This is a genomic window from Gordonia paraffinivorans NBRC 108238, assembly GCF_000344155.1.
Taxonomy (GTDB): Bacteria; Actinomycetota; Actinomycetes; order Mycobacteriales; family Mycobacteriaceae; genus Gordonia; species Gordonia paraffinivorans.
Genome location: NZ_BAOQ01000023.1, coordinates 1 through 14135, shown reverse-complemented (window position 1 = coordinate 14135; position 14135 = coordinate 1). Strand labels below are relative to the sequence as shown.

The following is a 14135-nucleotide window of genomic DNA, read 5'->3' as shown; positions in this document are numbered from 1 at the left end:
CCGGTGTCGCCCGCGTCACCGGTGTTCACACCCCGACCGGCGACACCCGATCCGCTGTCCTAACGTGAGGCCAATGCGTCGCTGGTTGCTGCTGGGTGTGCTCACCGCGGTCGCGACGCTCGCCCTCGAGATCGTCGACGTCGACGCCGCCGCCCTGTTCGCGGGCCTCGTCGTCGCGGCAATCCTCGCGATCGCCGGACTCGCGCCGCTCCCCCGACACCGGCGTCGCGACCCCGCGGACGCGGCCGGCGGCGAGGTCACCGTCGACCCCGCCCCCGACACACCCCCGATCGTGCCGCGGCCGGTGTTCGTCGCCTCCCAGGGCGTGCTGGGCGTCTTCATCGGCACGATGGCCGACAGCCAGACGCTGAGCGGCCTCGGTTCGTCCTGGTTTCCGGTCCTGGTCATCGGCGTCGCGACACTGCTGCTCTCGGTCGCCTGCGGCGCACTGCTCGGCCTGCACCGCGACGTCGACCCGCTGACCGGCTCCCTGGCCCTCGTGGCCGGCGGCGCCTCTGGGCTCGTCGCGCTGACGCGGGAGTTCGGGGGCGACGAACGCATGGTCGCCGTCATCCAGTACCTGCGGGTCGCCCTGGTCACGGTCACCATCCCGGTCGTCGCGTCGGGCGTGTTCGGCGCCACCTCGTCTGCGGTCGAGGAGGTTCCGCCCTCCTGGGCCGACCAGGGCCTCGGCCTTCTGCTGCTGGCGGTGTGCCTGGGTGCCGGCATCCCGGCGGGCCGGCTCCTCCGGCTGCCGGCCGGGGGCCTGCTCGGCCCGCTCGCCCTGTCGACGGTCGCCGAACTCACGGGCATCGCCGGCGACGCCGCGGTGTCGCCGATCCTGCTCACCGTCGCCTACGCGGTCATCGGCTGGCAGGCCGGACTCGGGTTCACGGTGGACCGGCTGCGGGCGATCGGCCGGGTGCTGCCCTTCGCCCTGCTGTTGATCCTCGTCATCGGCGTCGTGAGCGCACTGCTCGGAGTCGCGCTCTCGGCATGGACCGGCGAGTCGATGCTCGACTGCTATCTCGCGACCACCCCGGGCGGGATCTACGCCGTGCTCGCGGCCGCTGTCGGGGCGGGCGGGAACGTCGCCTTCGTCGTCGCCGCGCAGATCCTGAGGGTCTTGCTGATGCTCTTCGTCGCGCCGTTCGCGGCCCGGGCCGCGTCACGACGGCGGGGTGCCGCGCCCAACTGACTCCACGGTCACATGTGAGGTGCGTCCCACGTAAGGTCGAACACATGAGTGGGGAAGACATCACCGAGACCACAGCAGCCACCGGGTCGGGGGACCGCGAGTTCGACGTCGTCGTGTTCGGGGCATCGGGCTTCGTCGGTGAGATCACCGCGCGCTACCTCGCCGACCACGCGCCGATCGGCACGAAGATCGCGCTCGCCGGTCGCAACGAGACCAAACTCGCCGAGGTGCGCCGCAGCCTGCCGCTGCGGGCGCACGAGTGGCCGCTCATCGTCGCCGACTCGAACTCGCCCGCCTCGCTGGACGCGATGGTCGCCCGCACACGCGTGGTGTGCACCACCGTGGGCCCCTACCTCAGGTACGGCGAGGCCCTCGTGGTCGCGGCGGCGAACGCGGGCACCGACTACGTCGACCTCACCGGCGAGGTCCCCTTCGTCCGCTACTCCATCGACAAGGCGCACGAGACCGCCGAGTCGACCGGGGCCCGCATCGTGCACTCATGCGGCTTCGACTCGATCCCCTCCGACCTCAGCGTCTACGCGCTCTACAAGAAGGTCACCGAGGACGGTGCCGGGGAACTCACCGACACCACCTTCGTGCTGAAGTCGATGCGCGGCGGCGTGTCCGGCGGCACGATCGACTCGATGCGGGTCATCGCCGAGCAGGCCCGCGACTCCGCGACCCGTCGCCTGCTGCTCAATCCGCAGGCCCTGTCCGGCGGTCCGGGCGAGGTTCCGCGGGTCAGCCTCTCCGCCGAGCCGAGCGACCTGAACCTCGTCAACGCGAAGAAGGTCGATCCATCGTTGCGCGGCACCCTCGCCCCGTTCTTCATGTCGTCGTACAACACCCGCATCGTGCGTCGTTCGAATGCACTGCTGGACAACGCGTATGGGCCGGACTTCCACTACGCCGAGACGATGAGCGTGGGCGGCATCCCCGCCCTGTCGACGCTGGCGGCGGGTGTCGTCGCGGTCGGGACGGGCGCGTTCCTGGGGGCGATGAGCTTCGGCCCGACGCGACGACTGCTCGACCGCGTGCTCCCCGCGCCCGGCGAGGGGCCGAGCGAAAAGGCCCGCAACAACGGCTATTTCGTGGTCGAGACCTACACCAGGACCGCCACCGGCCAGCGGTACCGCTCGCGCATGCGCGCACAGGGCGACCCCGGTTACAAGGCCACCGCGGTGATGCTCGCCGAGAGCGCCCTCGCGCTCGCGGTCGATCGCAACCGGCTGCCGTCGCGAACCGGCGTGCTGACGCCCGCCGCGGCGATGGGCGACGTCCTCGTCGAACGCCTGCAGGACGCTGGATTCACCATCGAGGCAACGGAACTCACCTGACCCGACCACCAGGGACCGGCACCGGAACGGATTAGCACTCTCCACCCGAGAGTGCTAGACGAGTCGCGAATCCGGAGCTAACCTGGTGTCGGTACAGCTTGTGTGCTGCTCGTCTGAACGGGTGGCGGGCAGCCTGTGAGATACAGGAGGTGAACTGCTGTGCTGCGATTCGACCCCTTCTCCGACTTCGACGCCATGACCCGGAGCATGTTGAACGCCGCATCCGGGACGGCGCGTGCACCTCGGTTCATGCCCATGGATCTCTACAAGGTCGACGACCACTACATGCTGATCGCGGACCTTCCCGGGGCCGACCCGGGTTCGATCGACGTCCGGGTCGACAACGGCGTTCTCACCTTGTCGGCCGAGCGCACCGCCCCGTCCGACGAGGGCGTCGAGTGGCTGGCCAGTGAGCGGTTCTCCGGCACCTTCCGTCGTCAGTTGACCCTCGGCGACTCCATCGACGCCGCGGGCATCACCGCGCGCTATGACAACGGCGTGCTGACGGTGACGATCCCCGTCGCAGAGAAGGCCAAGCCGCGCCGCATCCAGGTGGAGAGCGTCGGCAGCGGCCATACGCAGCAGGCCATCGAGACCGGGGCCAAGAGCTGAGGCGAGCAGACGGCCGGCACACCGGAGCCGGTGTGCCGGCCGTCGTCGGTCATCTCCATCCGAACACGCGATCCCCCGACGAGATCGGGGGATTCGCCGACTCGCCCCCCTGCTCGACGAGAACCGGGGCGCGGCGTCAGGCCTGTCCGGGCTTGAGCTTGATGAACAGGGCGTCCATCTCCGCGCACAGACGATCACCGTCGTGCATGGTGCCCTTGATGAAGACCTTGCGGCCCTCGATCCGGTCGGCCCAGGCGCGCACGCGCAGCGTCGTGTTGAGCGGGGTGATCGAGCGGTACTGGACGTTGAGGTAGGCGGTCCGGCTGACGGCCTGGATGGCGACCGCCGAGGCGTAGCCGCCGAGGTCGTCGAACGCCACCGCGATGTGTCCGCCGTGCGCGGCGTTGTTGCCGCCGAGGTGGAAGTCCCGGAACACGAGGTCGGCGACGACACCGGTCTCGGAGGCCTCGACGACCTCGTACGGGGGCAGGGTGATGTTGCCGCGCGAGGGCAGGTCGATGCGGGTGCCCGCGGGCGAGTGCCACTCGTCGATGCGCACCTTCGCCAGCTTCTCGTTGACCACCGCGAGATGCTCGATCAGCTCGTCGACCTGATCGCCTTCGGGGCACGCGTACCGGGCGTTGTCCATGAGCAGCCGGACCTGCTCGCTGAACTCCGCATAGCGAGGACCGCCGCGTTCGGTCGTGATCGCGGCGTGGGGGCGGAAACCGCCCTCGTGCGGATCCTCCGCCACGGTCTCGGCTGCACGATCGTTTGCTTCACTCACCGGTCAACCGTATAAGAAGACCCGCAGGCGCACCCGAGCCGCCTCGTCGGTGACCGATCGCGCGCTCGGTCGGACGGCGCCCGGGGCGCCGCGACGGCACGAGGTGTCGCCGGTGGCAGGCGCGAACCCCGCCGGTCACTAGTCTGAGCGCATGACCGCGACCGACGACACACGCACCGCCGACCAGCCGTTCGACCCGTCCCAGTGGGCCGAGGTCCCGGGATTCTCCGACCTCACCGACATCACGTACCACCGTCACGTCGGCAAGGGACGCGAGTACGGAATCGTGCGCATCGCCTTCGACCGCCCCGAGGTCCGCAACGCCTTCCGGCCCCACACCGTCGACGAGCTCTACCGGGTGCTCGACCACGCCCGCCGCTCCCCCGACATCGGCACGGTCCTGCTGACCGGGAACGGGCCCAGCCCCAAGGACGGCGGCTGGGCGTTCTGCAGCGGCGGCGACCAGCGCATCCGCGGACGCTCCGGATACCAGTACGCCACCACCCACGACTCCGACGTCGAGTCCGCGGGCGCCGACACCGTCGACGAGGCGCGGGTGAAGGCCGAGGGCGGCCGCCTCCACATCCTCGAGGTGCAGCGCCTCATCCGCACCATGCCGAAGGTCGTCATCGCCGTCGTCAACGGCTGGGCCGCGGGCGGCGGGCACTCTCTGCATGTGGTGTGCGACCTGACGCTCGCCTCCGCCGAGCACGCCCGCTTCAAGCAGACCGACGCCGACGTGGGCTCCTTCGACGCCGGTTACGGCTCGGCCTACCTCGCCAAGCAGGTCGGGCAGAAGTTCGCCCGGGAGATCTTCTTCCTCGGCGAGGCCTACGACGCGGAGACCATGCATCGCATGGGTGCGGTGAATCGAGTTGCTCCGCATGCCGAACTGGAGAACGTCGCGATCGAGTGGGCACGCAAGATCAACGGCAAGTCCCCCACCGCGCAGCGCATGTTGAAGTTCGCGTTCAACCTCACCGACGACGGCCTGATGGGCCAGCAGGTCTTCGCCGGTGAGGCGACGCGCCTGGCCTACATGACCGACGAGGCCGTCGAGGGCCGGGATGCCTTCCTGGAGAAGCGGCCTCCGCGGTGGGACGACTTCCCGTACTACTACTGATCACCGGCGCGTGCAGCGGTGACTCCCCTCGATCACTCCTTCGGCCCGCACGCCAGCACGTCGACCGTCACGGTCGGGTCGTCGACGAGCGACTGGACCGGCACCTCGGCCTCACCCTTCGCGGAGGTCGGTTCGTCGATCTTCAGTGTGATCGTGGCGGTTTCGCCCGGCGCGATGCCGACGCGGGTCGAGTAGTACGGCCGCCCGTGCAGCGTCTGCTCGACGTAGAAGGCACCGCCGTCGCCGAGCGTCATCTCCTTGAGGACCGCGCCCTTGTCGTCAGGAACTCGACGTTGGCGAGATTGGTGCCCTTCTTCACGTCGAGTTCCGTTCCGAGACCGCCCGCCTCGTAGTCGGTGAGGTCGGTCTGTTCGAGGGTGTTGGTGAGCCTGACGGTGATGACCGACTCGCGGGTGTCGCCGCTGCAATCGCCCGAGGTGTAGGAGATTTCGCGGCGTAGGTGGTAGTCGAGCTTGGTGCCCGACGCATTGCCGATCGCGACCTGCAGATACGGGGAGTCGGTGTCGGAGATCTGGTGACCGAGGTTCGTGGTCTCCAGGATCTCCTGCTCCTCGGCGTGGGTGCTGTAGACCATGATCCGGCGTTCGTGGACGCCCCGGCCGAGGGCCTCGAGCAGGTCGCGGGTGTTCGCACCCGAGTTGACGAGCTTCTTCACCACGGCCTGCGAGATGTCCTGCAGGTACTGCTTACGGGCCCGGTTGTCGTCCGCGAACCGCTTGTACGCGGTCGACAGGGTGATCGGCACGACGTTGTCGGCGGTGATCTTCTCCCCGTTCGCCAACGTCACCGGACCGACGACCTCGAGCACGTACCTCAGCGCGATCGGGTCGACGGCGATTGCGCTGTCGAGGCGCTGCCCGGTCTGGGCCTTCCAGAATGGGCGAGCCACGCGATCGCCGCGGCGACGAGCACCACCACGACGACGAGGACCTGAACGGCCCGGTTCCCGGCGATGCGGCGGATCATCGGATCTCCCCTGTGTGCTCGGGCCGTCCGGCGTTCGCGATCGGCCCCGTGTTCTCCGTCGACGCCGTGTACTACGTCGGCGCTGTGTTGTCGGAGGACACCGACTCGGCCGCGTGGTGAGTGGCCAGCCAGGAGGCGACGACCTCCACCTTGGGTTCGATCTCGGCGAAGACCCGGTCGAAGTCCTCGCGGGGACGCCCCATCGGGTCGACGATGTCGAGCTGCGGCGAGTTCGGATCGATCCGTCCGCGGCCGGCGATGACCTCGGGCAGCGGGCCGAGGTCCGACAGCGTGACGAACTCGGTGAGGGTGAAGACCCGCTTCCAGCGCGGGCGCCATCTGCTGGGCGGCGGCCCGGTGTGCGCGGCTCATGCACAGCACCAGATCGGCCGCGGCGAGCATCGGCGGACGCAGGTACCGGGACTCGAATCCGCTCGCGTCATAACCGCGTTCGGCGAGCACGGCCGCGGAGTGCGGATGGATCGGCTGACCGTTCAGGGCGCCCACGCCAGCACTCGCGGAGGTCACCTCCAGCGCCTTCCCCTCGGCACGCATCCGGTCGACGAGCCCGGCCAGCACCCGCTCGCCGGTCGGCGAGCGACAGATGTTGCCCGTGCACACGAACAGGATCGACATCCCCGCTGACGGCTCGGTCACCATTCCTCCTCGAACAACCAGGTCTCGAACGATTCCGCGAGCCGACGCATCACGTCGGGCTCACCCATGCGCGCATGCGTGACCCCGGCGGACACCACGTCCACCCGGGTCCTCGAATCCCCGACCGCACCGGCCCAGCGGCCGGGTTCGGGATTGTCCTCCGCGGCAACGTAGACGACCCTGCCGACGCCCACACCCGCGTCGACGGCACCGAGGTCGTGGGAACGCACCGCGTGCGCCAGCGTCCGGGTCCGTTCCTCGAAACGGCGCAGGGCGTCGGGGTCGTACCGCCGCGCCAGGTCGCGCAGCGGGTGGTCGTATCCGAGCAACTCGTCGTCGGGCACGTCCCGCAGCTCGTCGGGGGCCCGGGAGTCGAGGATCAACAAGGTCGCGACCTCGGCGCCCGCGTCGACGAGTTGTCGCGCGATCTCGTGGGCGAGATTGCCGCCGAGCGACCAGCCGACGAGGTGCTACGGCCCGTCCGACTGCCGCTGCCGGATCGACTCGACATGCAGCGCGGCGATCTCCGCGAGGGTCGAGGGCAGTTCGCGGCCGGCGAGCACCAGTTCCGGCAACTGCAGACCGAGAACCGTCACGCCCGGCAACGCCTCGGCGAACGGCCGGAACGGCTCGACCACGCCGGGCGCCGTGTGGACACACCAGACGATGCGCTCTCGCTCCCCCACTCGCGGATGTCGAGACAGCGGCACCACCCGCAGGTCGGAGATCGGCGCACCGGACGCCCTGGCCTCCAGGAGATCCGCAACCTCGGCGGACGTGCGGTGAGCGAACAGCTCGGCCACCTCGACCCTGACCCCGGTGCGTGTCGACACCTCGTCACGCAGGGCGACGAGGGCCAGCGAGTTGCCACCCAGCGCGAAGAAGTCGTCGTCCATACCGACCTGCGCCCCACCGGACACATCATCGTCATGCCGGCGGAGCACCGCGCGGAACGCATCGCGAACCGTTGCCTGCGTGACGTTTTCGGGCTGTCTCGTCGACGACGACCACTGCGGTTCGGGGAGCCGGCCCCGGTCGATCTTGCCGGCACCGGACAGCGGCAGGTCGTCGAGTTCGACGACGCGGCTCGGCACCATGTGCCGCGGCAACGTCGCCCGGCACACCGCGAGCAGATCCTCGGCGGGAGCCTGCGAGACCACATAGGACACCAGCGCCGGGCCGGCCGGACCGTCCCGCAGCACGGTGATCGCTCGGTCGGCGCCGGCACGCACGAGGACCGCGTCGATCTCGGCCGGCTCGACCCGCTGACCGCGGATCTTGATCTGCCGGTCGGCGCGTCCGACGTAGACGAGTTCGCCGGTGTCGCGGTCCCAGCGCACCAGATCGCCCGTGCGGTAGCGGCGTCGTCCGTCGGGTGCGGCGACGAAGGAGGCCGCGGTGAGCGCTGGGTCCCCGAGATAGCAACGCGCGACACCGGTTCCACTGACATAGAGTTCGCCGACCACGCCGGGCGGCACGTGCCGCAGCCGGGCGTCGAGGATCTCCACACCGATGCCCGGGCGCGGCGAGCCCAGCCGGATCGGCTCGCCCGGGCGCACCGCGCTCGTGGACACGGTCACGGTGGTCTCGGTGGGGCCGTAGATGTTCATGACCCGCGCGTGCGCCGACCACGCCTCGGCGAGATCGGCGGTCAGCGCCTCTCCACCGATGTAGACCAGCCGCAACGTCCGGATCGTCCCCGGCCGCATGGTGCGCAACACCGACGGGGTCGCGGTGAAGACGCTGACCCGGGTGCGGTCGAGGAAGCCGGCGAGATCGTTGCCGCCGACGATCTCGGCCGGCACCACGACGAGGGTCGCACCGGTCGCGAGCGGGAGGAGCATGTCGTGGAAGGTGGCATCGAGGCCGGGGCTGATGGCCGTGCCGACCCGGTCGTCGGAGCGGACGTCGCCGAGGGCGGCCACGCGGTGCACGCCGCGGTGTGGAACGCCGACGATGTTCGGGGTTCCGGTCGTGCCCGAGGTGGTGATGACGTAAGCCAGCGAGTCCGGGGACACCCGCGCGACCGGTTCGGAGGCAACGGGTCCGGCGGGCCGTGCGGGGATGTCCGACGGCCGGATCGGCGTGGCGCCGGCTCCGGCCGGGACCTCCTCGGCCAGCAGCGACTGCACCGCGTCGACGATCTCCTGCCGCCCGCCGTACCCGACCGCGACGTTGACGTTCATTCCGGAGCGGCCCTCGGTGCGGATCGAGGCCTCCTTCAGCCGCTGCGCGACCGGGGCCGGCAGTTGCGCCAGGCTGCCCATGATCCGCACGCGCCAGTCGCCGCCGGAGATCTCCTCCACGATGTCGGGCACGATCTCCATCAGGGCGTCGAGCTCGTCGGAGGCCCGGCCCAGGTTCTCGGTGGAGAGCAGGTAGAGGGTCACCGTGCCGATGCCGAGTTCCGAACACCAGCCGAGCATGTCGGCGATGCGCCGCGCCCCCACCCGGTGACCGTGACTGACGTCCTCGAAGCCGGCCTCGCGCGCCCAGCGCCGGTTGCCGTCGCACATGATCGCCACATGACGGGGCAGCTTCTGGGAATCGGTGAGCTGGATCAGCCGCTGCTCATAGACCCGCAGCAGGCCACCGCGGACCCGATCTGGGAGGAGTTTCACAGGCGTCACTTTACTTGGAAGTCTGGTTACCGGTGAGAAACCTACGGTAGCGTAGGTTCATGGCACTTGTTGTGGACGAGATGATCGAGACGCTGCGCAAACCGCGGCTGCGCGGCGTCATCCACCAGTACGCCGCCTACATCGCCGGCGCGACCCCGGCCGCGCCGGCGATGTAGGCGGCGATCTTGTCCGGCGCTGCGGCGGTGGCCGCGGTCTCGGTGTATGCCGTCACCATCGTGGCGCTGTTCACCGTCAGCGCGGTCTATCACCGGGTGGACTGGCGGACCCCGCGCAGCCGAGTCCGGATGAAACGCGCCGACCACTCGATGATCTTCGTGTTCATCGCCGGCAGCTACACCCCGTTCTGCGTGCTCGGACTGCCCGGCGACCTGCGCTGGTGGGTGCTGGGCATCGTCTGGACCGGCGCGGTCGCCGGCGTCACCGTGAAGCTGTTCTGGCCGGGCTCACCGCGCTGGCTCGGCGTCGCGCTGTATCTCCTGCTGGGCTGGACCGTGGTCGCGGTCGCGCCCAGTCTGCTCGCCCACACCTGGGTCGCGGTGGTCGTGCTGCTCGCCCTCGGCGGCGTCTTCTACAGCATCGGCGGCGTCTTCTTCGCACTGCGCTGGCCCGAGCCCTGGCCCAACACCTTCAGTCATCACGAGGTCTTTCACGCCTGCACCGCGGTCGCCGCGCTGCTGCACTACATCGCGGTCTGGCTGGTCCTGGTCGGCTGACTCCGGCCGGGTCGGCGCGGCCGGTTAGGATTCCGGCGTGACCGCCGACCGCACCGCCGCCCGGGCCCGAGGCGGCCTGATCGGTGCGTCCACCGCGATCACCGGGACGGCCGGCCACGCGCTCGGCCACGGTGCCCTCCCCGGCACCGACGCCCTGATCCTGCTGGTGCTGACCGGCGGCGCGCTGGGCCTGGCCACGGCCGGCGCCCGACGCCCCGGACGGCTGCTGCTGCCGGCCCTGCTGCTGGCCGGGCAGGCCCTGGCGCACCTGGTGCTGGCGCTGACCGGCGGCGGGCATCACGAGCTGCTGCCCGGCCTGTCGATGGCCGCGGCTCACGTGGCGGCCGCCGCGCTGGCCGCGGTCCTGGTCGCGGGCCTGGAGACCGCAATCCTCGGCCTGCTGCGCCGGCTGATCCCACTGCTCGAGGTGGCCCTCGGCCACCCGCCCGTCGGCCCGAGCCGACTCGCGGTGCCGACCGTCGACGGTCCCCGGCCCGACCGGCCCGGTCGCGGCCCCGGCGCGACCCGCGCACCGCCACTGCCGGTCTGACCTGATCCGTTCCACACCGCTCCGGGCCGCTGCGCTCCGGCAGCGGTGCCCTCAGCCTTGGGCGGTCACGCCGCCCTCCCCCACTGCGCTGCCGCCGGCTGCGTCGGCGACCTCGCGCGGGCTTCTCCTTCAAGGACTTGTCATGACCCCTCGTGCCGCAGTGCAGGCACTGCTGCGCCGGCTGCATTTCTACACCGGCATCCTGGTGGCTCCGTTCCTGATCATCGCCACCGTCAGCGGCGGGCTGTACGCCGTCGCCCCCTCCCTTGAGCAGCTGGTCTACCGCGATCAGCTGCACACCGACCAAGGCGGCACCGCGCTGCCGCTCAACGATCAGATCTCCGCCGCCGAGGCGGCCCGCCCCGACCTGACGGTCGCCGCGGTCCAGCCGGCGGTCGAGACCGGCCAGACCACCCGGGTTCTATTCACCGACCCGAGTCTCGGCGAGTCCGAGCGGCTGGCGATCTTCGTCGAGCCGGTCACCGGCCAGACGCTCGGCGAGCTCACCGTCTACGGCAGTGCCGGCGCGCTGCCGTTGCGGACCACGATCAGCGGGCTGTGCAAGGCCGCGCCCACCCCGGCCACCTACTGGGACTGGGTGGCCAGCATCGCCCCGATCAACTTCCTGCCCGGAAATCAGGACCTGGTGGACTACTTCGCCGGCGTCAAGGCCGAGATCGAACAGCGGCTGGTCGACGGGGTCGGGGCGGTGCCCACCGAGAAGTACCGGCTCTACTTCGACGGCATCATGAACTGGACCCAGCTGGGCTGGCTGTCCAAGCGCTTCGCCGAGTTCGACGCGGCGGTGGTCTGCGGCCGCTACACCCACAACTCCTTCTGGCAGGAGCCGCAGCTGATCGACGTCGAGAATCCGCTGCGCGGCATGGCCCAGCACTACCTGATCTGCCCGATCAACCACGGGCTGAAGATCATGCAGGAGCTGCTGGTCCGCGACCTGCAGGCCTTCGACATCGACGGCATCGCCTTCCACTCCTCGCGGACCTGCCGGGCGATGACCAACCCGCAGCAGATTCTGGCCAAGACCGCCGATCGGCAGCTCGGCGTGAAGTCGATGTTCTTCGAGGGCGATGTCGCCGACGCCTCCTTCTACAAAGACGACGTGCTCGAAAGCCGACTGGTCGCGATGCTGGAGACCATCGACATGCAGCGGGCCCGGGCCTGACGACGTGCGGAGTGAGTGACATGACCTGGTACACGATGGGAGTCGACCTCGGCTCCACCACCGCCAAGGCGGTCATCGTCGACGACACCGGCACCATCGTCGCCGCCGAGGTGGTCCAGTTGGGTGCGGTCAGTGCGCGTGCGGTCGGGGTGGCCGTCGACGCGACCCTGGCCGGCGCCGGCCTGCACGCCGGCGACATCTCCCGGACCATCAGTACCGGCTACGGCCGCAAGCTGGTCGCCTCGGCCGACCGGATGTTCACCGAGATCACCTGCCACGCCCGCGGTGCGGCCGCGCTGCGCCCCGGGGTGCGGCTGGTGGTCGACATCGGCGGGCAGGACAGCAAGGCCATCCTGGTGGACCGGGACGGGCTGGTGGACCAGTTCGCCATGAACGATCGCTGCGCCAGCGGCACCGGACGCTTCTTCGAAGTCCTCGCCCGCGCCCTGGAGGTCGAGGTGACCGACCTGGCCGAGCTGGCCCTGCCCGGGGACCGATCGCTGGAGGTCAGCAGCATGTGCGCCACCTTCGCCGAGACCGAGGTGATCTCGCTGCTGGCCCAGGGGGCGGCACCCGCCGACATCTCCGCCTCGGTGCATCACGCGGTGGCGATGCGGACCCTGGGCCTGATCGCGCAGGTCGGTCGGGAAGGGCCGGTGGTGATGACCGGCGGGGTCGCCAAGAACGCCGCCGCCGGCAGTTCCTCTCCGAGGCCCTGCGCCTGCCGATCGAGCAGCTCGACGAGCCGCAGATCGCCGGCGCCCTCGGTGCCGCCCTCATCGCCCGCGACGAGCATCGCAGTAATCTGGCCGTGAGTTCGCCGGACGTCGATCCGGCCGCCCGCAATTCGGCCGGCACCGCACCCCCGACGCCGCACTGTGCAAGCTGTGCGGTTCCGGCCGCACCGACTCCCCTGCCCGTCCCCAGTCTGCCTGTCCGCACCCTGCCGGCCGGCTGAGCCGCGCCACCGTCCCGAGGAGAACCACCATGACCGAGGCCGCCGCCACCGCCCCGGTGCCACCCGAGTTCGCCACCGCCGCCGCGGTCGTGGTCGGCGGCACCGGCGGGGTCGGCCTGGCCACCGCACGCCGCTTCGCCGAGGCCGGCGTCCGGCGGATCGGTCTGGTCGGTCGCAATCCGGAACGCGGCGCGGCCGCCGCCGAGACCCTGCGGCGCCGACACCCCGACCTCGAGGTCTGCTTCGTGGCCGGCGACGTCAACCAGCCGGCCGTCGCCCAGCAGTTGACCGATGAACTCGCCGAGCGTCTCGACGGCATCGACCTGTTGGTCAACTCGACCACCGGATCGGCCAATCCTGCTCTGCTGCACGACATTCCGATCGAAGCAATCCCCGACATCGTCAACCACCAGATGCTCGGACCACTGCTCATGTCCCGCGCGGTGCTGCCGTTGATGCGCGAACAGCGCTCGGGGTCGATCGTCAACATCGCCTCCGACGCGGCCAAGCATCCGACCCCGGGCGAGACGGTGATCGGTGCCGGGATGGCCGCCATCGTCATGTTCACCCGCGCCATGGCCATGGAGGCCAAGCGCGACGGCATCCGGGTCAACGCGATCACCCCGTCGCTCATCACCGACAGCGGGGGCTACGAGCGGGTGATGAGCGAGCCGTTCAGCGCCCGGCTGTTCCAGAAGGCGGCGCGGCTCGCCGCGCTCGGCGTGGCCGAGCCGGTCGACATCGCCGAGCTCGCCTGCTTCCTCAGCAGTCCGGCGGCCCGACGCATCACCGGCCAGGTGGTCAGCCCCAACGGCAGAATCTCAGCCTGACCGGGCCGAATCGTCCCCCACTACAATGACAGCCGACATCGCGCAGCAGAGTGGAGGCAAGCCGATGACCGGGCGACCGGACGAGGACACCGTCGGCTTCACCGGGCGCCGCTGGGCCGAGCTCGGCATGCCGCAGCCGGAACACTTCACCGCGATGAGCGAGGTGCTGCGGATCTCTGCACTGCTGAACAAGTCGATCGACCGCGCGCTCAAGCCGTTCCGCGTCTCCAAGCGCGGGCTGCTGGTGATGATCACCCTGTTCGTCGACCCCGACTCGAGCAAAGCGCTCGGTCAGCTCAGCAAGATCCTGATGGTGCATCCGACCACGGTCACGCTCACCATCGACCAACTCGAGAGCGCCGGCCTGGTGGAGCGCCGCCCGCACCCCACCGACCGCCGCACCGTTCTCGCCTCCCTGACCGAGACCGGACAGCAGACCATGAAGCAGATCGCCGACTCGCTGGCCGAGTCCGATTTCGGCTTTCCCGCTGCCGCGCCGGACAGCGCGCACGCCCTGACCGTCGCACTGCACCAAGTCCGCACCGAAATGGGCGACGC

Annotated in this window: 10 protein-coding genes and 4 pseudogenes; 10 read left to right on the top strand and 4 right to left on the bottom strand. The window is 70.2% G+C overall.

Going from position 1 to position 14135, the window contains the following annotated elements; genetic code table 11:
- Positions 1 to 73 precede the first annotated feature (73 nt).
- From GP2_RS11715 to GP2_RS11705, 3 genes are all read left to right on the top strand, one after another.
- Entirely contained in the window at positions 74 to 1198 is a 1125-nt protein-coding gene (locus tag GP2_RS11715) for an AbrB family transcriptional regulator (RefSeq protein WP_006900727.1), read from the top strand.
- Positions 1199 to 1242: 44 nt separating this feature from the next.
- A complete protein-coding gene (locus tag GP2_RS11710) occupies positions 1243 to 2535 on the top strand; it encodes a saccharopine dehydrogenase family protein (protein WP_006900726.1) in 1293 nt (430 codons plus the stop codon).
- Positions 2536 to 2694: 159 nt separating this feature from the next.
- A complete protein-coding gene (locus GP2_RS11705; RefSeq protein WP_006900725.1) occupies positions 2695 to 3147 on the top strand; it encodes an Hsp20/alpha crystallin family protein in 453 nt (150 codons plus the stop codon).
- Positions 3148 to 3283: 136 nt separating this feature from the next.
- Here GP2_RS11705 and GP2_RS11700 read toward each other — a convergent pair whose 3' ends face one another.
- Positions 3284 to 3934: a PaaI family thioesterase gene (locus GP2_RS11700; protein ID WP_006900724.1), complete on the bottom strand. Its 651-nt coding sequence runs from the start codon at positions 3932 to 3934 to the stop codon at positions 3284 to 3286.
- 151 nt (positions 3935 to 4085) lie between these two features.
- On the opposite strand from GP2_RS11700, the gene GP2_RS11695 reads away from it, so the two are divergent.
- Positions 4086 to 5057: a 1,4-dihydroxy-2-naphthoyl-CoA synthase gene (locus GP2_RS11695; protein WP_006900723.1), complete on the top strand. Its 972-nt coding sequence runs from the start codon at positions 4086 to 4088 to the stop codon at positions 5055 to 5057.
- A 32-nt stretch (positions 5058 to 5089) separates the two neighbouring features.
- On the opposite strand, the pseudogene GP2_RS11690 reads toward GP2_RS11695, so the two are convergent.
- The 3 pseudogenes from GP2_RS11690 to GP2_RS22155 all read right to left on the bottom strand — a co-directional run.
- Positions 5090 to 5978, bottom strand: a pseudogene (locus GP2_RS11690) (DUF4012 domain-containing protein); the annotation flags it as partial.
- Between the two features lie 137 nt (positions 5979 to 6115).
- Positions 6116 to 6704: pseudogene (locus tag GP2_RS22415) on the bottom strand (arsenate reductase/protein-tyrosine-phosphatase family protein).
- Positions 6698 to 9226: pseudogene (locus GP2_RS22155) on the bottom strand (AMP-binding protein). Before GP2_RS22155 ends, GP2_RS22415 begins: the two co-directional pseudogenes overlap by 7 nt.
- Before the next feature lie 155 nt (positions 9227 to 9381).
- On the opposite strand from GP2_RS22155, the pseudogene trhA reads away from it, so the two are divergent.
- From trhA to GP2_RS11645, 6 genes and pseudogenes are all read left to right on the top strand, one after another.
- Positions 9382 to 10056 (top strand): annotated as a pseudogene (gene trhA / locus GP2_RS11670) (PAQR family membrane homeostasis protein TrhA).
- 37 nt (positions 10057 to 10093) lie between these two features.
- The gene (locus GP2_RS11665) at positions 10094 to 10606 is read left to right on the top strand and encodes a hypothetical protein (RefSeq protein ID WP_006900716.1); all 513 of its coding nucleotides are present in this window, start codon (positions 10094 to 10096) and stop codon (positions 10604 to 10606) included.
- A 142-nt stretch (positions 10607 to 10748) separates the two neighbouring features.
- Complete coding sequence (locus GP2_RS21195; RefSeq protein WP_006900715.1) at positions 10749 to 11789, top strand: 2-hydroxyacyl-CoA dehydratase; 1041 nt, start codon at positions 10749 to 10751, stop codon at positions 11787 to 11789.
- 20 nt (positions 11790 to 11809) lie between these two features.
- On the top strand, positions 11810 to 12604 hold the full coding sequence (locus GP2_RS11655) for an acyl-CoA dehydratase activase (RefSeq protein ID WP_006900714.1): 795 nt from the start codon (positions 11810 to 11812) through the stop codon (positions 12602 to 12604).
- 172 nt (positions 12605 to 12776) lie between these two features.
- A complete protein-coding gene (locus GP2_RS11650) occupies positions 12777 to 13577 on the top strand; it encodes an SDR family NAD(P)-dependent oxidoreductase (RefSeq protein WP_006900713.1) in 801 nt (266 codons plus the stop codon).
- Between the two features lie 25 nt (positions 13578 to 13602).
- The coding region (locus GP2_RS11645) for a MarR family winged helix-turn-helix transcriptional regulator (RefSeq protein ID WP_006900712.1) at positions 13603 to 14135 on the top strand (533 nt) is incomplete at its 3' end.